The 21,223-nt window shown below is 59.5% G+C and carries 8 protein-coding genes and 2 rRNA genes; 3 read left to right on the top strand and 7 right to left on the bottom strand.

The genetic code is table 11. The annotated features are described in order from the left end of the window. Positions 1-4: 4 nt before the first annotated feature. The gene (locus VMT30_00725) at positions 5-1,522 is read right to left on the bottom strand and encodes a fibronectin type III domain-containing protein (GenBank protein ID HVQ43478.1); all 1,518 of its coding nucleotides are present in this window, start codon (positions 1,520-1,522) and stop codon (positions 5-7) included. A 154-nt stretch (positions 1,523-1,676) separates the two neighbouring features. Between VMT30_00725 and VMT30_00730 the strand changes: the two genes are divergently transcribed. After that, entirely contained in the window at positions 1,677-2,186 is a 510-nt protein-coding gene (locus tag VMT30_00730) for a hypothetical protein (protein ID HVQ43479.1), read from the top strand. A 14-nt stretch (positions 2,187-2,200) separates the two neighbouring features. Here the strand turns inward: VMT30_00730 and VMT30_00735 are convergent, their stop codons facing one another. From VMT30_00735 to VMT30_00755, 5 genes are all read right to left on the bottom strand, one after another. Continuing rightward, positions 2,201-8,986 (bottom strand): hypothetical protein, encoded by a 6,786-nt coding sequence (locus VMT30_00735; GenBank protein ID HVQ43480.1) that lies wholly within the window; start codon positions 8,984-8,986, stop codon positions 2,201-2,203. 188 nt (positions 8,987-9,174) lie between these two features. Next, positions 9,175-10,581: a hypothetical protein gene (locus tag VMT30_00740; GenBank protein HVQ43481.1), complete on the bottom strand. Its 1,407-nt coding sequence runs from the start codon at positions 10,579-10,581 to the stop codon at positions 9,175-9,177. A 27-nt stretch (positions 10,582-10,608) separates the two neighbouring features. Continuing rightward, positions 10,609-11,796, bottom strand: a complete 1,188-nt coding sequence (locus VMT30_00745; GenBank protein HVQ43482.1) for a hypothetical protein — start codon at positions 11,794-11,796, stop codon at positions 10,609-10,611. Between the two features lie 164 nt (positions 11,797-11,960). Next, positions 11,961-12,068: ribosomal RNA gene (gene rrf, locus VMT30_00750) — 5S ribosomal RNA — on the bottom strand. Between the two features lie 168 nt (positions 12,069-12,236). Then, a 23S ribosomal RNA gene (locus VMT30_00755) occupies positions 12,237-15,491 on the bottom strand. A 549-nt stretch (positions 15,492-16,040) separates the two neighbouring features. On the opposite strand from VMT30_00755, the gene VMT30_00760 reads away from it, so the two are divergent. Continuing rightward, on the top strand, positions 16,041-18,974 hold the full coding sequence (locus tag VMT30_00760; protein HVQ43483.1) for a DUF4082 domain-containing protein: 2,934 nt from the start codon (positions 16,041-16,043) through the stop codon (positions 18,972-18,974). Between the two features lie 163 nt (positions 18,975-19,137). Continuing rightward, positions 19,138-20,487 (top strand): FAD-binding protein, encoded by a 1,350-nt coding sequence (locus tag VMT30_00765; protein ID HVQ43484.1) that lies wholly within the window; start codon positions 19,138-19,140, stop codon positions 20,485-20,487. On the opposite strand, the gene VMT30_00770 is transcribed toward VMT30_00765, so the two are convergent. Further along, positions 20,484-21,122 carry an MBL fold metallo-hydrolase gene (locus VMT30_00770; GenBank protein ID HVQ43485.1) on the bottom strand — a complete coding sequence of 213 codons (639 nt, stop codon included), beginning with the start codon at positions 21,120-21,122 and terminating at the stop codon, positions 20,484-20,486. The two genes, VMT30_00765 and VMT30_00770, sit on opposite strands and share 4 nt — an antisense overlap. Between the last annotated feature and the right edge of the window lie 101 nt (positions 21,123-21,223).

The raw sequence follows: 21,223 nt of genomic DNA on the forward strand, positions 1-21,223 counted from the left end.
AAGTCTACTTTCCCCAATTTGATAACAACAGCGAGAGGTCGAAAATGTTGATCTGGTTGTCGTGGTTTAAGTCACCCGACACCCCCGTCATATTCCAGTGGCTCAGCAAAATACTGAGGTCGAATACGTTCACCTGATTGTCGAGATTGATATCACCTACCTTCAGTGGCAAGGTCGAGGCGCTCAAGGTAGCCGCCGCCGACAGGTTGCCAGCCGCGTCTTTGGCCTTCACCGTGTACGCGTAGGTCGTACCGTAGGTCAGACCGGTGTCCGAGAAGGTCGTGCCGGTAGGCGAAGCTACCACCACCCCATCGCGGCTAATCTGATAACCCGTCACGCCTACCGCATCCGTCGAGGCCGTCCAGGCCAGGTTAATCGAGCTCAGCGTGGTGGCCGTGGTGCGGAAGTTGGTCGGCGTGGTCGGGGGCGTAGTGTCTGGCTGCGCCGGCGTCGTCGCGTTCACGGCCGTAGTCTTGGCGCTCTCGTTACCCGCACCGTCGTAGGCCGTAATTGTGTAGCTATACTGTGTGCTGCCATTGAGTCCCGTATCCGTAAAGGTCGTCGTGACCGCCGCGCCCACCGAGGTAGCGCCACCGTTGCGATAGATCTTGTACCCCGCCAGCCCCGAACCACCGGCATCGGTGGAGGCCGTCCACGTCAGCCGCACCTGATCATACGCCAGCGGCGAGGCCGAGAGGCCCGTGGGCACCGAGGGCGCCGTCGTGTCGGGCGTGGTGGCGCTCACCGTGCTCGACTTCGCCGATTCATTGCCCGCCGCGTCCACCGCCGTCACCGCGTAGGTGTGCGTGGTTCCCATCACGAGGCCGGTATCGTTGAAGCTCGTCGTAGCGGGAGAGGCAATCTTCACATTGTCGCGATAGAGGTTGTAGGCCACCACTGCCAGGTTGTCGGTAGCCGCGTTCCAGCTCGTAGCAATACTCGTACCAGTTTTACCCGTCACCTGCAAACCCGCCGGAATCGTCGGTGCCGTCGTGTCGGGCACGTACGTACCGTTCACCGTCGTCAGCGTCAACGCGGTACTGTCAACACTCGACACCACCGCCGAGCCCGCCACAAACGTCAGCGCCGCCGAGCCGGTCGTCATGAGGCTCTTGAAGGTCAAGGTCGCCACCAGCTGATCACCCGACACCGGCGGCTGACCACCGTTGGTCGCTCGCGCCAGCGTGATGCTGCCGCTCCCGCCGGTCGATTGAGCCTCGAGCGGAAACGCCGAGCCCGAGGCATCGATGCTCACCAGCTCAAGCCCGGCCGTCGGATAGGTCAGATTAGCCTGCACGGCGTTAACCGTGGCCGCTCCACTATTTTCTCGCACGTTCACCGTAAAAACCGTGCCGTTATTCACGATCGCCCCCGACGGCACCACCGACAGCGTTGCCGCCCCGCTCGCCGCCCGCGTCGCCACCACATAAAAACCAACTGCCACTACCGCCACCGTCACCAAACCAGCCAGCGCCACATTAAACGGCCTGGCTTGTCTCAGCACTTTTGTCGTCTTACTCAAAACTCACCCATAATCTAGATTATTCGCTTTTTATAATACTTAAGCTCCACGATAGGTGGCCTGCCCGCGAAATGCAAGGATTTTGTTTTCACACCGGCAATCCGAACCACTCACAGCCCTTGCGGGCGCCCACCCGATGCTCTAGATTGAGCATATGAGACTACCCCGCGACACCCGGCCAGGGCCTTGGTGGAGGTTTTTGATCATCACCATCCTCATCGGCGGCGGCACCGGTCTCGCCGCTGTGGGGGCCTGGCGTGCTCTCCACCCCCCGTCAATGATTCCAACCAACATCAGCGAGAGTGTGAGCTTTCAGCTATTTTACCCCACCGCCTTACCCCAAGGATTCTCGATCGACAAAACCTCGTTTGACTCCCAACATGGCATTGTAGTTTTCTCTGCCAACGGCCCCCACGCCGATCACATTTCGTTCACCGTGCAGCGCCGACCCCCCACCTTCGATTACGATACGTTTTACAAGCAAGGGCTATCGGACGCCACGCAATTTATCACTTCCAACGGACAAGCCGCCATCGGAAAAGCCCGGCAAACGGTCTTCGGCAGCCTCGTGGCCGGAGAAAGCTGGGTAATCGTATCGCCCAGCTCGTCCAGCCTAAGCGAAAATGATATGAAGCTCATCATAATGGGCCTCAAAAAATCCTAAGACAAACCTAGCCTCTAGTTGGCGTGCCAGCTCAGCGTCGCTCCCGCTTTTACCACCGGGAACGACGCCGCGGTAGAGGTATCCTGAGCAAACTGGAACGTCACATTGCCGGCTGTACCCGCCGTCGCCACGTAGCCTTCGACTTTGACAAACATATTCGTAATGTTTACCCCAGTTTCACTGCAAGCCGTAGCCGAAGCCGTGATGTTGCAAATAGTGTTGGTAGTAGCCGAGGCATAGCGCGTAGACATAATATTCAGCGTCGCGCCGGCCGGCGTCGTAAAGGTGTATTTAAGATCGGCGCTAGCATTAGAGTCATCCACCGGTATCCAAGCCGTAAAGGTATACGGGCTGCTAGTGCTCACCGGGAAGGTTAAGACACTATCATCTTGCATCGTCGTAGAGCTTTGCGTAGCCGCCTGGTCGGTAAGCTTCGTGACCGTATTAAAGCCATTGAGACAATCCTTCCAGGCATTGGCTTCATAGCAGCGGAACTTACCACTATTTGAGTTGTAATACATACCCCCGTTGACGCCCGCAGGATCACCGGCGCTGGTTTTACTATCCGTTATCAGGAGGGCACCCACCGTGTCAGGGGTACGATTACCGATGTAGACCCGATCGTTAGAAGTATCCACCAGGAATTCCGACAGGCCCCCGCCATCCTGCACTTCCAGCGCGTCACCGGTAAACTTAAAGAAACCGGCTCCGGTCACATCCAGGGCATGCGTCGGCGCGGCGTTGCCAATACCCACGCGCCCGTTGGTGGTATCAACGTCGAGGACGGGGGTGGCCGAAGCACTTTGGACCTGGAAGGCCGTAATGCTATTGGTCTGCGGCTTTACAATCACATTGCCAGGCGTCCCCGTGCCGGTCCGGTTGCCACCCTGCAGCAAAAGGTCGCCGCCGTTTTTGTTGGTGCCCGTTCCCGAACCCGCCTGAATCGTTAAGCCGTCACCATTATTGCCCGACAGCGCCGCCTCCACCGCGATGCTGCGCGTAGCGCCGCGGCCAAACGACAGATCGGCCGCCGGCGTACTGGCCGTGCTCATGGCAATACCCACCTTACCGCCGCTCGGAGCCAGATACACATTACCGAAGTTGGCCGCAGTCCCCAAACCACTGCCCGGAGCGCCACCCTGAATTGCCACCGAACCGCCATTGCCATTAGCCGAACCCGCCGGCGCATCGCCGCCGTCCCCAGCAAAGAGCTCAATGATGCCCCCGACGCCGCCGGTCTGGCCTGTGGTGCCGCTCGTGGTGCCGCCCTTGCCGCCGTTCACTTTCATAATTTCATTCGCCGCCGCCCCATTGCCGCTGGTCAATGGCGGCGGATTGCCGTCAGCCACCGTCAGCCGTGCCGAAATACTACCGCCCGTAGCACCAATTCCCACATTGTAATTGTTGAGGAACTGGGCGATATCTTTATTGCCCTCGCGAATGCCGATGCTGCCGGCTTCGGTCTTCAGGAAGCCCGTACCACTCCCCCCATCCCAGCCGATACCAAAGACATCCGATTCATCCACCGACAACACCGAAATCGACGACTGGTGAGTAGAAGTCCTCGCGTCGGCCACCAAAATACCGCGCGCTGAGCCGGCCGAGCCCGAAGCCAGCCCCAGCGCGATCACCTGGCTACCGCCACCCACCGAGTACACCGGAATGTTAATTTTGGTCGCCACGTTAGCGCTCCCCGGCGTCGTAAAGGTGGTCGTCTGGCTACCGCTCAGATCAATCGCGCCCCCCACCGTCAGCAGCGCTCCAGCGCCGGAGGTGGAGGTACCGATAGCCAGCCGGCCGTTCGTAGTGTTGGCCGATAGGAGCGTCGTAGTACCCGCCGCATTCTGAATCTCGAAAGCCGCCGTCGAGTCAGATTTGTTCTGGAACAAGGCCGCCCCTCCATTCGGACTAATCTTAAACACGTCCGTACCCGTACTCTGAATCGCAAATCGACCGTTCGTCGAGCACGAGGTCACACACTGCAAATTGATCAACATGCTAGGATCAGTAGCCGTATCGGCCGCCGTAACGGTGAGGTTTTTACCGTTTGCCAAGGTAATGTCAGCCGGGCTCGATGAGTTGTCGTAGGCATTTTGCAGGGTAGTGCTAGCCCCGGCACAGTTATTAGCCGAGGTACAAATATCGTAGGTCCCGGCAGCAGCCGTCAAAAGACGGTAGTTCACATTGGCCGTCGGCGTCTGGAAAATCAACGACGTGGTGCTGCCGGCATTAGTCGCCGTCAATTTGGTTGAAGCACTACCCTGAAGCGTCAACGTTTGCGCCGTCGCTCCCACCGTCAGTGTTCCGCCCGGCGTCACGTTGAGCGCGCCGCTCGAGGTGATATCGCCGCCGTTGACCGCAATATCGCCCGTGAGCGTCGTGTTGCCCGTGACGGCCAAGGTGCCGCTGGCACTCACGTTCTGGTTGAGGTTAATCACCGTAGACGTCGCACCCACATTAAGCGCCACGGCGCTGGCCGTATCCAGCAGCGGTGTCACGATCGAAGTATTGGCGCGGCCAGTGCCCGTTATCCGGAAATCGGCCGATTGGTCGCTGCCGGCTTGGTTTTGAATGTAATTGGCCGAACCCGAGGCCGGCGCAAACCCACAGCTAGCCGAACTCTGCAAACACAGCGTGCCGGTAGCATCCGGTAGCGTGTATGCCCGGTTGGCGCTCAGCGAACCAGCATTGAGCGACACCGTCCGGTTGGCGCCCACCGACGTCGCGTTCACCGTCAGCTGCGAGCTCGACGAACCATCGAAAAACTTCAGGCTCCCCTGCACGCTCGACGACACCCCCAGCGTCAGCCCCGCCGTATTTTGCAACGTCAGCGAGTTAAAAGTGGGCGTCGCGGTCGTAGCAATATCCTGGATCGTATTTACCGCCCCGCTCGTCACGGTTAAGTTCGTGGCGTTGAAACTAGCGATACCCTTGGCGGCGGTCGTGGCGTTGTCAATCGTCACCGTACCACCCGCACCCGAAGCGTTGGCGATCGTTACCACGCCGGTCTGGCCGTTCACACTCGTTACCGACCCCACACCAGTACAGTTGCCCGCGGTCGTACACACGTCGTAGCTACCCGCCGCCGCGGTCGCAAACCGGTAGCTCACCGCCGCCGTAGGCGTCTGGAAGTTCACCGTCGTCGTGTTGCCGCCATTGGTCGCGGTAATCGCCGAGCTGGCATTGCCCTGCATCGTAAATTGCTGGCCCGTCGCGCCAATCGTCAGCGCCGCCGACGGCGTAATCGTGTTGGCGCCCAGCGTGCCCGTCACGTTCGCGCCGCCGTTGAGGCTCGCCAGCCCCGTCGCCGCCAGCGTTCCCGTGAAGTTGGCGCTCGACGAAATCGTCTGCCCATTGATGAGCCCCGAGGTAATAGTGCCGGCCGTGGTCAAATTGCCCGCCGGATTCACACTGAATTTACTGCTCCCATTGAGCTGCGCGTCGATCAAGTTTCCCGACGCCCCCACATTCGTATTGTTAATCACGAGCATCGCGTTCGAGGCCTGGCTCGACGTCAGCGTCAGCTGCCCAAATGTCGGCGCTGCCGTTGAGTTGATGTTCTGCACCGCGTTCACCGCCCCGCTCGTCACCGTGAAGTTGGTAGCGTTAAAGCTCGCGATGCCTTTAGCCGCGGTGGTAGCATTATCGATCGTAATCGTGGTGCCCACGCCGCTCGAATTCGCCAGCGTCAGCGCACCCGTCAGGCCGTCCACGCTGTCCACCGCCGCCACACCACCGCCCCCGCCGCCGCTCGTCAAACACGTCGGGCAGGTCAAATTACCCGCCGCGCTCAGATTGAGCGGGCCCGCAGCCGACACCGCGAACGTCCCGCTCGCATTCGGCAGCGTGATCGTGTGACTGCCCGTGAGCGTAGCCGTGTTGATCGTTAGACCAAAGTTGTCGTTGGTGCCGTCGGCAAACACCAAGCTCCCCGCCACCCCCTGGCCCAGCGTCGAGGTAATGTTGCCCAGCGTCACGAGACTACCCGAGGTGTCTACGTTGAGCAAACTCCGCCCCGCCGCATTCTGCACCTGAAACACTGCCGTGCCGTTCGATCCCGGAGTGAGCGTCACACTGCTGCCCGTGTCCGAAATACTTGAGTCGGCAATCGTCGTACCAGCCGTAAACTTCGCCAGCTTATTGGTAGTACCGCCCGGGCTCGTCACGCCGCCGCCCACGCCCGAGCAATTGCCAGCCGTGGTACACACGTCGTAGGTACCGGCCGCCGCCGTCAAGAACCGATAGTTCACGTTGGCCGTGGGTGTCTGAAACTGCACCGCCGTGGTGTTGCCCGCGTTGGTCGCCGTAATCGTGCTCGACGCGTTGCCCTGCAGCGTAAATTGCTGCCCCGTCGCGCCGGCCGTAAACGCCGCGCTCGGCGTGATCGTGTTGGCCGTGAGCGTACCCGTCACCGTCGCGCCGCCCGATAGCGTCGCCAGCCCCGAAACCCCCAGTGTCGTACCCACCCCCACGCTGCCCGTGAAGTTAGCGGCCGAACTAATCGTCTGCCCGTTAATCACCCCCGAAGTAATCGTTCCCGCCGCCGTCAAATTCCCCGCCGGGTTCACACTGAATTTGCTGCTGCCGCCCAGCTGCGCGTCGATCAAATTACCACTCGCACCAACGTTCGTATTATTAATCACGAGCATCGCAGCCGCCGCCTGGCTCGATGTCAGCGTCAGCTGCCCAAAGGTCGGCGCCGCCGTAGTATTAATATTCTGAATCGTATTCACCGCCCCGCTCGTCACCGTGAAGTTGGTAGGGTTGAAGCTGGCGATACCCTTGGCTGCGGTAGTGGCGTTATCAATCGTCACCGTACCGCCCGCCCCGCTCGCGTTGGCGATCGTGACCGCGCCGGTTTGGCTATTCACGCTCGTCACCGCGCTCCCGCCACCCGGGCAAGCCTGGAACACTGGCGCCCCGGCCGTAGCCACCAAACAATCCCCGGCCGAACCCGTAATCGCCGAGATCGGGCTCGTGCCGTTACCAAGCAGCACACCGTTGGCCGTCAGACTCAGCGCTCCCGTGCCGCCCTGGCCCACCGGCAAGGCCGCACTCAGCGTCACGGTGCCCGTCACCGACAAATTGCCACCCACCGTCACCAACGTGCCGTTGTCGGTGAGCAATGACGGTCCAATCGCCGTAGTCGAGGTGTACTTGGGAATCACATTGGCCGAGCCGCCCGACGTCGACACGCTGCCACCCACGCCCACGCAGTTGCCGGCCGTGGTACACACGTCGTAGGTACCGGCCGCCGCCGTCTGCAGCTGGTAGGTCACGTTGGCCGTGGGCGCCGCAAACGTCAGCTGCGCCACATTGGCGCCATTCGTTTCCGTAATCGTCGTGTTCGAGCCCTGCAGCGTCAGCGATTGGGTGGTCGAGCCTACCGTCAGCGCCGACGATGGCGTGATCGCATTCGTATTTATCCCCGCAAACGTCGGACTCGCTCCCGTATTGATATTCTGAATAGTGTTTACCGCCCCTGCAGCAGCCGAAAAGTTCGTGGCGCTGAAGCTCGCGATGCCCTTCGCCGCCGTCGTCGCATCGTTGATCGTCACCGTTCCGCCGGCGCCGCTCGCGTTGGCCACCGTCACCGCTCCCGATTGGCCGTTCACGCTCGTCACCGCGCCGCCGCCCGGGCAAGCTTGGAAGCTCGGTGCACCCACGTTCGAGATCAAGCACAGCCCAGCACCCCCAGCCACCACCGGGTTCACCGCGCCGGCACCATTGCCCACCAGCACGCCACCAAGCGTCAAAGTGTTCAATCCCGTGCCGCCGTTGGACACATTCAGCGCACTCGTCAACGACAACGCCGCAAACGTCGGACTGCTTGATACCGAAATATTCTGAATCGTGTTCACCACGCCGCTCGCCACGCTGAAGTTGGCCGCATTAAAGCTCGCGATGCCCTTGGCACCGGTGGTGGCGTCGTCGATCGTCACCGTCGTCCCCACGCCGCTCGAATTCGCCAGCGTCAGTGCACCCGTGAGGCCGTCGAGCGAGGCCACCGCCGCACCGCCGCCCGCGCAAGCCCCCCACGTGGCGCCGCCCACGGTCGAAATCAAGCACAATCCCGCCCCGCCCGAAGTCGCCACGCCCAGCGCGCCCGCGCCCTGACCGTACAACACCCCGCCGGCCGGCACGTTCGTCAGGCCCGTACCGCCTTGAGGCACTGGCAAGGCGGTGCCCAGCGTCAGGCTCGCGATCGTGGTGGCGCCCAAATTCGAACTACCCGTCACCGTCACATTCGCCGCCGACAGTCCACCCGCAGCATCCACCGTCCCCGTAAACGTATTCGCCGCGGTAAACGTATTGGCGGCGTTGCGCAGCGCCGCATTCGGATTGCCCGCCGCGGCCGCTAGCCCCGCGTAGTACGATCCCGGCTGGCCATTGAGCAATGCCGCATTCACATTCGTCAGCTGCGAGCCATTGCCCACAAAATTCGCCGCCTGCACGTTGCCCCCAAAAGTACCGTTGCCGCCCACCGCCAGGTTCACCTGCACTTGCACGTCACCCGTCACCTGAATCGCCTTGGCCAGCAAGGTCCCAATGTCGGCCTGCAGCGCTGTCAGACCGCTCGCATCAATCTGCGTGGGACCCAGCGTGTTTTTGTCACCCAACGCCGCCTTCTCAGCCGCCGTCACCCCCGGTTGCGGCGAAGGTGTGGGCGTCGCCTGCACGCCTCCCGGCTGGTTGCCGATGATGTTCACCATCGCGTACCCGACCGCGCTCAGCAGCACCAAAATCACCACCACAACTACCAATCCACGCCAGGGATAATTGCGACGCGGTGGTTTCAATTCACTTTGGCCAACAACGGGCGAAACCGGCGCTGACATATTTGGTCTTTCTTCTGGATCCATCTCACCACTTACTGGTTACGCCTATTTTACTCCGTATCAAGCCTTAAACACAACCATTATCAGGGCCGAAAAACGTCCTTCACCAAGCCATAAAAATTTTCTCTCACCTACGCCAAGGAGCGGCTCTACATTGCGATTTTATAGACATGCCACTGGAAAGGCGTAAAGGTGTCCGTAAACTTCCCGCCCGTAGCGGTGAGCGTGCGACTCTCGTTCGGCAGCTGCACCGTCGCATTGGTGAGCTTGTCCACCGTGAAGGTCGCACTGGTCGAGCCACTATTCACGTGCGTCTCGTCGCCGTCGGCGATCGCAAAGATGTACGCAAACCCGTTCAAATACTTCACCAGCGTCGTGACCTTGGTGGTATTACCACTCACCGTCACCGCATTGCCGCGCGTGGGACTGTTGAGCACCGCCGCATACGATTTCAGCCAGGTGTTCATCTGCGTGATCGCCGCGGTGCGCGGTGGATCGTGCAGGCACTTCGTATCCCAATCTCCTGCGCTCTGGTTGCCAAAGTCGTGGCAGAAGTAGATCAGCCCATTCGCCCCGTGAATGATCCCCAGCCACGCATTCTGCTGGATCTGCAACGGCGTCGGCGCTGGCAAATTCCCACCCTGATCGCTCGGAGCGTTCACCTTCTCGGCCTCCACATAGTGCCACACCGGCTTAGCCGGCCCGCACGCCGCCCGCATCAGGTCAATGGTCTTGCCGTACACAAACTGGCCAGTCGGCCCATTGTACGCGTTCGCATAACCAAAGTTTTGCGGGTCCTGCGGACCATAAAAGTCCGCCGCCACCACATCCGGCACCGCACAATATTCCGACGGCTGGTGCCCATTGAGCCATATGTTGGCCTGCGGCTGCGGCAGCGACAATCCCTTGCCGTAGCCCACAAACACCGGCCGGCTGGTATCATGCACCCGAATGTCGTTCACCCAACCCTGAATATCAGCCGGATCATAACCTTTCATCTCCGCTTCATCCGCCGGCTGGTAGCCCTGAATATGCGCGCCACCCGTCGCGTCGTTCATAATGTTAACCGCATCCGAGCCCTCACCCGCAAACGCATAGCTATTGTGCGGCACCAAACCCTGCGTCACATAGTGCGAATACTGACCGCCAAAATCGTACAGCCCCACGTATGTATTAATGTTGGCCGCCTTCACATCATCGTCGTTCCAATACGGATCATTATCAAACACGCCGATCGGAAACCAATTCGGGTCCGTGCTCGGCCCATGGCTCCACTGCGCCCAATAATTCGGCGAGAAGCTCGCCACCGCCACCCCCGGCGCGCCACCGCCACCAGTCGCCCCCGACCCAAATTGCACCGCCTGACCACCCGAGGCCCCCGACGCCGTCACCACCGCAGCGCTGCCGCTGAGCGTGCCGTTCTCGGGCTCAAAGGCGCTAAACGTCCCCGCCGCAAAGATCGCTACCACCACCACGATCCCCGTGATAGTCAAAGCACCCATATAAATCGTCAACCGGCGGCGGGAAAAATTCTGGCGGTTCTTGATAAATCTCATACGGACTCAGCGTCTCCTAACAATTAATTACAGGCTTAAAGCACTGCCATTTTGGTTCACATTCCCACTCTGCACGCTCGGCGTACGGCCCACAAACACCGAGGTGGCATGGTTGGCAATAAACGTGTTATTCGTCACCACAAACGGGTTTGTGAACTTAGTCGTACTGTTCGTGGCCAAAATCATCGTCTGCGAGCGATCGAAGTAGTTATTATTGATCGTCCAGTCAGTAATCGTGGCACAACCCTCGCAGCCGCCATTGTCATTGTAAATACCGATGCCGTTTACTACATAGCTATTCCCCACCCGGATACCATCAAGGTAATTGTGCTGAATATTGATGTGGCTAGCCCGGAAGTTTCCGTTCAAAATATCGGTATGATCACTGCAGCAAGACCAGATATCGTGCAGGAAATTATCTTGGATCAAAGTCGTACCCTCATTGGATTCAATCTCAAACCCAATCAGCACGTTGGCGCCGTAGATATTGTTGCGCACAGCGGTAAACGGCACGTAGCTCAAAATAGCCTTGTCTGAGCCATAAGCCGTGCCGCCTGAGGCCAAAATCGGCGTGTTCGGCCCCAGCGTTGAGTCTTGGACGGTCACGAATGGCCCATCGTCTTGGATAAACAATACGCGGCTGTCGTCGGGCGTGGGATTACTGCCATCACCGTAAAAACGGCTGTTCGTAAACTTCACATACTTGCCCCCAAGCGCCGAGCCGCCGCAGCCACATCCCAACGTAACTTTGCTCGTAAAGGTAACGCGGTCGACTAGGTAGGGATTGGCCTGGGTACCGGCGCCGGAGAAACCGTTGCTCGAAAACCACGACGGATCATCAATACCGACGCCGCCCATAGTCCTCGTGGTGCTCACGAGCAGCCCCACATTGGAAGCGTTCGGCCAACCCGTGGGACCACCCCCCACCGGTGTGGCCGTGGGAGTGGGAGCGGGCGTTGGGGTGGGAGTGGGAGTCGGCGTAGCACCCACTCCAAACTGCACTGCGTGCCCGCCCGACGCTCCCGACGCCGTCACCACCGTCGCCCCGCCACTCAAGGTCCCGTTCTCGGGCTCGAAGGCACTAAACGTGCCGGCCGCGAATATCGCTACGACCACCACAATCCCCACCACGGCCGTAAGTCCAGCAAACACCGACATCCGAACACGCGACAACCCGCGAAGAGGTTTTATGAGTTGCGAAACCTGGCGATTCATATGTAGCGGGCTCCCTTAAGATAATGGGGCTGGACTCAACATAATTATTCTTATGGTACCATAATTTCCCCACTGCAACACCAAAAGCTCCAAACACCAAAAGCCATCCAAGGGAATGGCTGATCAAAACGCACAAAACTCCGCTTTCGCAGAGTTTTGTGATAATCCGGCACCGTGCTACTTTCCCCCAGAGGAGTATCATCGCCGCAGCGGGTCTTAACTTTGGTGTTCGAGATGGGAACCAGTGTATCCCCCGCGCTAAAAGCACCGGTCTGGCATACGTGCGAGGCCATAGGCGTGCACTGGATGCCGGATCGGCGCTCTTACGGGAGCGCCAGATGTGTCGAAGATGAATGGATTTTGCCTACTAGAGGCTACAAACTGCTAGTCAAACATTTACTCTCTCGTTAGCCAGAATTGCGTAAGGCTAAAGAGAAAGTGTAAAAAAGTCAATCGACCGATTAGTACACCTCGGCTAAACGTATTGCTACGCGTACACCTAGTGCCTATCAACCAGATAGTCTTTCTGGGGTCTAATGGGGAAATCTCATCTTGAGGTAAGTTTCGCGCTTATATGCTTTCAGCGCTTATCTTGACCGAACTTAGCTACTCGACAATGCCCTTGGCAGAACAATCGATACACCAGAGGTTCGTTCACTCCGGTCCTCTCGTACTAGGAGCCAATCCTCTCAAATTTCCTTACGCCCACACCAGATAGGGACCGAACTGTCTCACGACGTTCTGAACCCAGCTCGCGTACCCCTTTAATTGGCGAACAGCCAAACCCTTGGGAGGTGCTTCCCCCCCAGGATGGGACGAGCCGACATCGAGGTGCCAAACAGCGCCGTCTATGTGAACTATTGGGCGCTATAAGCCTGTTATCCCCAGGGTAGCTTTTATCCGTTGAGCGCTGCAGATTCCACATTCTAGATTTGCAGCGGATCACTAACTCCTACTTTCGTACCTGCTCGGCTTGTAGGCCTCACAGTCAAGCTGGCTTATGCGTTTGCACTATCGATACGATTTCCATCCGTACCTAGCCAACCTTTGAACGCCTCCGTTACTCTTTGGGAGGCAACCGCCCCAGTTAAACTACCCACCAGACACTGTTCCAGTACCGGAATTTGTGCGTGAGGAAGTCCAACAAGACAAGTAGTTGCTTGTAAAACATGAGAACGTTAGTTCTCGTTATAGATAAAAGATCATCCATATTTCGCTTTTACTAGCATTCGCATTTGTCTTGCCAGCCTCCCGCGCAAATTGCGGTACTGGTTAGGACAAAATTGAAGCAAGGGTGGTATTTCACATTGCGGCTCCACCAGAGCTAGCGCTCTGGCTTCAAAGCCTCCCACCTATACTACACAAGCTTCAACCTGGCCCAATGCCAAGTTGTAGTAAAGCTCCATGGGGTCTTTCCGTCTTGGTGCGGGTAAACGGCATCTTTACCGCTATTGCAATTTCACCGAGTCCCTCGTTGAGACAGTGCCCATATCATTACGCCATTCGTGCGGGTCGGAACTTACCCGACAAGGAATTTCGCTACCTTAGGACAGTTATAGTTACTGCCGCCGTTTACTGGGGCTTCATTTCAAAGCTTGCACCTCTCCACTTAACCTTCCAGCACCGGGCAGGCGTCAGTCCGTATACATCATCTTTCGATTTAGCACAGACCTGTGTTTTTGATAAACAGTTGCATGGGCTCTTTTGCTGCGGCCTCCCGAAGGAGGCAGACCTTATCCCGAAGTTACGGTCGCTGTATTGCCGAGTTCCTTAACGAGGGTTCTCTCGTACACCTTGGTCTACTCGACCCGAGCACCGGAGTCGGTTTGCGGTACGGGCGGCTATGCCTATTAACTCCACTACTTTTCCTGTCAGCTTGGCTCACCAGAATCACCCTGTAAGGGGCTTTCATTCGCGTCTCACCTGTATTGCTACAGACTACCTGCTTAGACGGATATAGCCGAAAATCCGCTCTGATTACCATGCCGCGTCATGTGGAGGAACAACATCGCCGGTACGGGAATATCAACCCGTTGTCCATCGCCTACGCTATTCGCCTCGGCTTAGGCCCGACTAACCCTGGGACGATAATCGTGGCCCAGGAAACCTTGCTCTTACGGTGGCAGGGATTCTCACCCTGCTTAAAGTTACTTATTCCAGCATTCTCACTTCCCCGCGCTCCACCAGCCTTTCCAAGCTGACTTCACTGCCCGAGGAACGCTCCTCTACCACGTACACCTTGCGGTGCACATTCGCATCTTCGGCGCTACGCTTAGCCCCGGTATATTTTCCGCGCAGAATCACAATTGACCAGTGAGCTGTTACGCACTCTTTAAATGCATGGCTGCTTCTAAGCCAACATCCTGGTTGTTTATGCGTCTCCACATCGTTTCCCACTTAGCGTAGACTTGGGGGCCTTAGATGGCGATCTGGGCTGTTTCCCTTTTGAGCGACGAGCTTAGCCCCGCCGTTCTGACTGCCTATGTAATCTCTCCCGGTATTCGCAGTTTGCCAAGGATCAGTATCGTTGCCGACCATTACCTAAACAGAGCTCTACCCCCAGGAGGTAGTTATAGACGCTAGCCCTAAAGCTATTTCGAGGAGAACCAGCTATCTCCGAGTTCGATTGGAATTTCTCCGCTAACCACAGGTCATCCAAGAGTTTTGCAACACTCCCTGGTTCGGTCCTCCACGTAGTTTTACCTACGCTTCAACCTGCCCATGGTTAGGTCACCCGGTTTCGGGTCTAATCCTATGTACTATGTCGCCCTATTAAGGCTCGCTTTCACTACGGCTCCGTCATTTGACTTAACCTAACGCACACAAAATTAACTCGCTGGATCGTTCTACAAAAAGCACGCCGTCACCACGCTCATCACTAACGACGAGCGCAGCATATTGCGCAGATATTGTAGCTGCCGCCACGCACCTACCTGGAACTTGGTAGGACTCGTGCGGCTGTCTGCGAACATGCCACTCTCACTTTCAGTGAAGAGCGCAGCTCCGACTCATTGTAGGCACATGATTTCAGGTTCTATTTCACTCCCCTTCCGGGGTTCTTTTCGCCTTTCCCTCACGGTACTTGTTCGCTATCGATCGTAAAGTATATTTAGCCTTGGAAGGTGGTCCTTCCGGATTCGGCCAGGGTTTCACGTGTCCCGGCTTACTCGAGAAAACAGATATAAGGGCTAAAGATTTTCGCGTACGGGGCTTTCACCCTCTTTGGCCAAGCATTCCGGCTTGTTCCACTAACCTTTAACTTTCTAACCTTACCGGCGCGTAGACAGCGCCTCCGTCGCAATAAGGACCGCTCTAGGTAAACCTAAAACGCTCCTTATTGGTCATCTGTAATCTCACAACCCCTATTTAACATTCGCCTGTCAGCTTATTCGCAAGTAAACTTGCGAAAGTTAAATAAGTTTTGGCTCTTCCCATTTCGCTCGCCGCTACTCAGGGAATTGAGGTTTCTCTCTATTCCTGCTGCTACTTAGATGTTTCAGTTCACAGCGTACCCTCCTACTACCCTATAGATTCAGGTAATGGTAACCGCGTATAACCACGGCTGGGTTGCCCCATTCGGAAATCCCCGGATCAAAGCTTGATTGACAGCTCCCCGAGGCTTATCGCAGCCTTCTACGTCCTTCATCGGTACTTTACGTCAAGGCATCCGTCATGTGCCCTTAAGTAACTTTCTTACGTTGGCCCATGATAGCTTAAGGAACTACCACGGAACCATGTTTGACTAGCAGTTTGCAGCTGCTAGTCGCCATTTCTAGCCACCTCGGCGGTGGTTTCGAAAATGGTGAAATTGTTTGTATGATCTCACGTCTTGCGACGCTCGACCTTACCCATTCATCTTCGGTTTTCAAAAAAACTACTCCGCGAAACCCTTGCGATTCTGCGGAGCCCACATGATAAAAGACAGTTGATAGTTCTAGTGGGTTTCTCCGCTTAAACCTAACTGTCTACTCATATGAGCCCTCGAAGTAACTCAATCAGATTATCAGATGCAACGAGGCTGGTCAAGGGGTTTTTGCAAACAACCACAAATGGGGTGTTTATCGATAAATCAAGAGCAAATTTCACAAAATTTGACCAAATTCAACAAAAAGGTCATAATTGCAGTAGTGCCGTCAACCCGACGGCGCGTTTCCACCTTGACAAAGGAAGGCCTGTCCATGACGACGAACTCGTCAACACGACGGTCCTCCAGGGGGGCTCGTGCGGGGCGACGCTTTGCGGCGTTGTTAGTTCTCGCACTTGGCACTCTGGGGCTGTCCATCCCGGCTGCGCACGCGGCCACGACCGAGACCATCTACACCGCCGCCAACGTCCCCACCACGGCCGGCTACCTGCCCGACACCGCCGCTGTGGAGGTGGGGGCCAAGGTCGTCCCGGCCACCACCGGAACCTTCGACGGTGGCCACTTCTACCACCTCGCCGACGCGACGGGGACCTACTACGTCCACCTGTGGACGAGCAGCGGAACCCTCCTCGCCACCGGCAGCGTGACGGGACTCGCCAGCACCGGCTGGCAGACCGTCAACTTCACCACCCCCGGCGGCGCCCTGGCGCCCGTCAACGTCACGGCCGGCACCACTTACGTGGTGTCGTACCTCGCCCCGCATGGTCAATACGCCTATGATGGTCCCAGCAATCCTGGCAACCTCAACAGCGCCAAGACCAGCGCGGCCGGCGATCTGACCGAACCAGCCAGCGGCACCGTCGGCGGAAACGGGCTCTACAAGTACCCCACCGTCAGCGGCGCCACCAGCGCGTTCCCGGCCAACACCACCAGCGGCAGCAACTACTGGGTCGACCCGGTCTACACGCCGGGCGCCTCAGCTCCGCCGCCGCCACCCCCGTCGGGCACGCACGTGCACGCCGACGCCTGGCTGCCCACCACGCCGAACGTCCACGACGCCAGCGCCGTGGCCACCGGCATGAAGTTCACCAGCAGTACCTCCGGGTACATCACCGGCCTGCGCTTCTACAAGGGCGCCGGCAACACCGGTGTGCACATCGGCTCGCTGTGGGCTACCAATGTTCAGCACTCGTTGCTGGCATCGGGCACCTACGTCGAAACCGCCTCCGGCTGGCAGGACTTGGTCCTGACCAACCCGGTGCCGATCGAGGCCGGCGTCACGTACATCGTGAGCAACTGGTCGGCAGGCGGCAACTACGCCTACGCGGCCGACCTCGGCAGCGGCATGTCCAACCCGCCGCTGTCGGCACCGGCCGGCAACAACGGCGTCTACACCTACGCGGCCGCCGCCACGGTGCCCCTCAAGGGTACCGCCGATGGCGACTACGGCGTCGACGTCACGTTCAGCACCACCGGCACGCAGTCCACCACCCAGCCCGCCCCGCGGACCGGCACAGTGGGCGCGGGCTCGGTGCTCGTGCTGACCGACCCCACCAACGCGTGGACCGACGACGTCTGCGACGCACTGTTGCCCACCCAGGGCTACACCTGCACGCGCACCGACGCCGCCAACCTCACGACCGCCAGCGTGCTCACCCCGTACCACACCGTGGTTCTGGGTGACGGCGTGCTCCTCACGAGCGCGCAGATCACGTTGGTGAACAACTGGCTGACCGGAACGTCCGGCAACCACTTCATCGCGATGAGGCCGAAGGAGAACCTCAACACCCTGTTGGGGCTCGGCCCGCGCACGGGCATCCTGCCCGACGCGTACGTGGGCATCGACACCACCCAAGCGCCCGGTCTCGGCAACGACCCCCAGCCGTTGCAGTACCACGGCGTGGCCGACAAGCACGCGCTCCTTTCGGGAACGCGCGCCGTCGCCACCATCTGGAGCGACGCCAGCACCCCCACCACCTTCCCCGCGGTTACAGCGAGGCCGGTGGGAACGGGCGCCAGCCTCGCTTCGGCCTGGTTGTTCGACCTCAGCAAGTCCGTGGCCTACACCCGCTTCGGCAATCCAGCCCTGGTGGGCGCCACCGGCGTCTCGCAGCTCAACACCGCCACGGTCGTCCCGCGGCTCGTCGACCGGTTCCAGGACTACCTCAACCCCAACAAGGTCGCGGTACCCCAGGCCGATCTGCAGCTGCGGCTCCTGGGCAACCAGATCCAGCAGACCGGGAAGTTCCCGGCGCCGAGCAAGTGGCTGTTCCCGTCGTATCCCGGCACTACCGGGCACGCGGGCGGCCGCATCGACGCCGCGGTCATCCTCACCGCCGATAACCACTCCGGCGGGCCGATACGATACAACGACCTCGTCGCCAACCACAGCCCAGCCGGCTGCACGGTAGCGGCCTGGACGTGTGCTCGCGACACGACCTACCTCTACCCGAACACCAGCATCACCGACGCGGCCCTCAAGACCGCGACCGACAACGGGGCCGAGATCGGTCCCCACATCGCCACGAGCAGCGGCAACTGCGCCCAGGCCACCAGCCTGGCCGACGCCACGTCGCTCGTGACCGCCACCATGGCCGGGCTGACGGCCCAGTACCCCCTCACCACGGGGGCCCACCCGCCCACCTCGACCCGAACCCACTGCTACGCATGGCCGGGCACCGACTCGTACAACACCGCCGCCCAGGCGGAGCGAGCGAGCGGGCTCACCGCCGACACCAGCACCTCGTGCTGGCCGGCGGAGTACATCCCGACCACCGGACCGTGCAACCTCGGCAGTTCGGCGATCCCGATGCAATACACCGATGCGAACGGTGTGCTGTCCGGGGTGAATCAGTTCCTGACCCAGGTCACGGACGAGAACACCGGACAGATCGACAAGCTCGACGATCTGGTGGCAAACGCCACCGGTCCGCTGGGCTTCCGCGGGTACTTCACCGCCCTGGCCCACGAGGACGGCTGGCCCGAGTCCACCACGTTGTACAACAACGTGTGGGCAACGGCAGCCGCTGCCGACATCCCGGTGATCTCCGCGGCTCAGGCCCAGGCCTTCATGACGGCCCGGGCGGCGACGGGCGTGGCCAACCCCACGTACGCCGCTTCCACCATCAGCTTCGCGGTCGCGAACTCCGCGACCAACCTGCTGATGACACTCCCGGTGAAGTACGGCACCAAGACCCTCACCGGCATCAAGCGTGGCACCACCACGCTGCCGTTCTCGGTCCAGACCATCGACGGCACCTCGGTCGCCCTCGTCGCCCCCGGCACGGGCACCATCACCGCCACCTACGCGTAGGTGGCACCCCGCACTGCAGCCACGAACCTGTGGCCGCAGTGCGGCCGGCCCGTCCCTCGCACACCAGCGAGGGCGGGCCAACCCAAGCCATTATTGTCCACCCCAAAATCAATCTCAAAACTGCTAAAATCAAACCAAATACGAACGTAAGGCGAACCACATCATGAACGAACAAACACTAGCTCCATTGAAAGACCGTATCAAAGGCCAGGTTGTCCTGCCCACCTCCCCCCAATACGCCCAGCTGCGTCGCGGCTTCAATCACACCGGCAGCCCAGCCGTTATTGTCCAATGTGCCAGCGATGAAGATGTCGCTAGCGCTATTAAATTTGCCCGCGACCACACCCTCACCTTATCTGTGCGCTGCGGCGGCCACAGCTTCAGCGGACTCTCCACCAACAACGGCGGCCTCGTCATCGACCTCTCGCCGCTCAGCCAAATAGAAATCCTCGATCCGCGACAACACCTAGTCCGCATCGGCGGCGGCGCCAAATGGGGCGCGGTAGCCGCCGAGCTCGGCACTCGCGGCCTCGGCCTCTCGTCCGGCGACACCAATTCCGTCGGCGTCGGGGGCCTCACGCTCGGCGGCGGCATCGGCTGGCTAGTCCGCAAATACGGCCTGGCCATCGACAGCCTCGAAGCCGCCCAAATCGTCACCGCCGACGGCCGCAGCTTGCGCGTCAGCGCCACCGAGTACCCCGATTTGTTTTGGGCCATCCGCGGCGGTGGCGGCAATTTTGGCGTCGTCACGTCGTTCGACTTCCGCGCCCACCCACTCATCACCATCGTCGGCGGCCTGGCCACCTACCCCGTCGCCGAAATGAAACAAGTATTGCAAGGCTGGGCCGCCTACCTGCGCATCGCCCCCGAAGAGCTCAATTCCACCCTCACCATCATGCCCGGCTTCGGCCCCCAAATGCCACCCCAGATCATGCTCGGCATCTGCTACGGCGGTGAAGACGAAGCTGGGGCCAACCACGCCATCAAGCCCCTCCTCGAACTTGGCACGCTCCAGCACCAAACCATCCAAAAGAAGCCGTATCACGAGATGCTCGAGGACGCCAAGCCGCCGTCGGCGGATTTCAGAGCTACCACCCAAGACGGCTTCATCAAAACCCTCAGCGACGATGTCATAGCAGTCATCGCCGCCGCCTACGGCAAGCCGGGCACCCCCATTGTGCAAATCCGCAGCCTCGATGGCGCCGTTGCCCGGGTCAGCCCCGAAGCCACAGCCTTTGCCCATCGCGAGTACGAGGCATTCATCATGGCAGCGTCACTCGTACCCACCGCCACCACCGACGCCGAGGCCCGACGTATCAGCCAAGCCGCCTGGCTCCCCCTACAGCCCTTCGCCCACGGCGCCTACATTAATTTCCAAACCGCAGTCGACACCGCCAGCGTAGCCGCCGCCTATCCGCCCGCCACCTACGCTCGCCTGGCCACCGTCAAAGCCGCGTACGATCCCGAGAACCTCTTCAATCAAAACGCCAACATCAAACCGGCGGCGGCTTAAACCTCGGTCGTCGTCCCGTTCTCCACCACCCGCAGCTCGATGCTCGCCGGGTCCGTAAACCGCTTCACAATCGCCACATTCATCTGCGGTATCGCCAGCACCGCGTCGTGCACCGGAATCGCCACCAGCGGCTTCACCGCCATCACGTAGTCAATAACCTCACTCACCTTCAGCCAGGGCGCCCCAAACGGCAGCGCCAACACCTCCACCGGGTCTCCGGGCTGAGTAAAATTGTCACCCGGGTAGAAAAACCGCGCCGCTATCATATAGCCCACATTCTCAATTCCCGGAATCGTCGGGTGGATCACCGCATGGTCGCTCCCAAACACCTTCACCTTCACGCCCGCCACGTCAAATTCTTCCCCGGCGTGCACCGGCTTCACGTCCACATCTCCGCGGCCGGCCATTACCTCCACCGTCCCCTCATCCGCGTACACCGCGATCCCCGGATTATTTTGCCGAATCTTAGCCAACGCTTCCGGCGTCACATGATCCGCATGCTGATGCGTTACAAGCACCGCATCAAGCTCACGCAGGCCTTCGAATCCCTGCGAGTATGCCCCCGGGTCGATCAAAATCTGGGCCTCCCCTTCTTCCACCACTAAACAAGCGTGACCCAATTTCGTAATCTTCATGGCGTGGCTCCTTCTAGCCCAAATTGTCCCTCCTCCGCTCCGACCGCGCAAGCATTCCAAAAATGTCTAAGGCATATTATAGTAGCCCGGTCCCGAAGTTC

It is taken from the genome of Candidatus Saccharimonadia bacterium, assembly GCA_035544015.1.
Taxonomy (GTDB): Bacteria; Patescibacteriota; Saccharimonadia; order UBA4664; family UBA4664; genus UBA5169.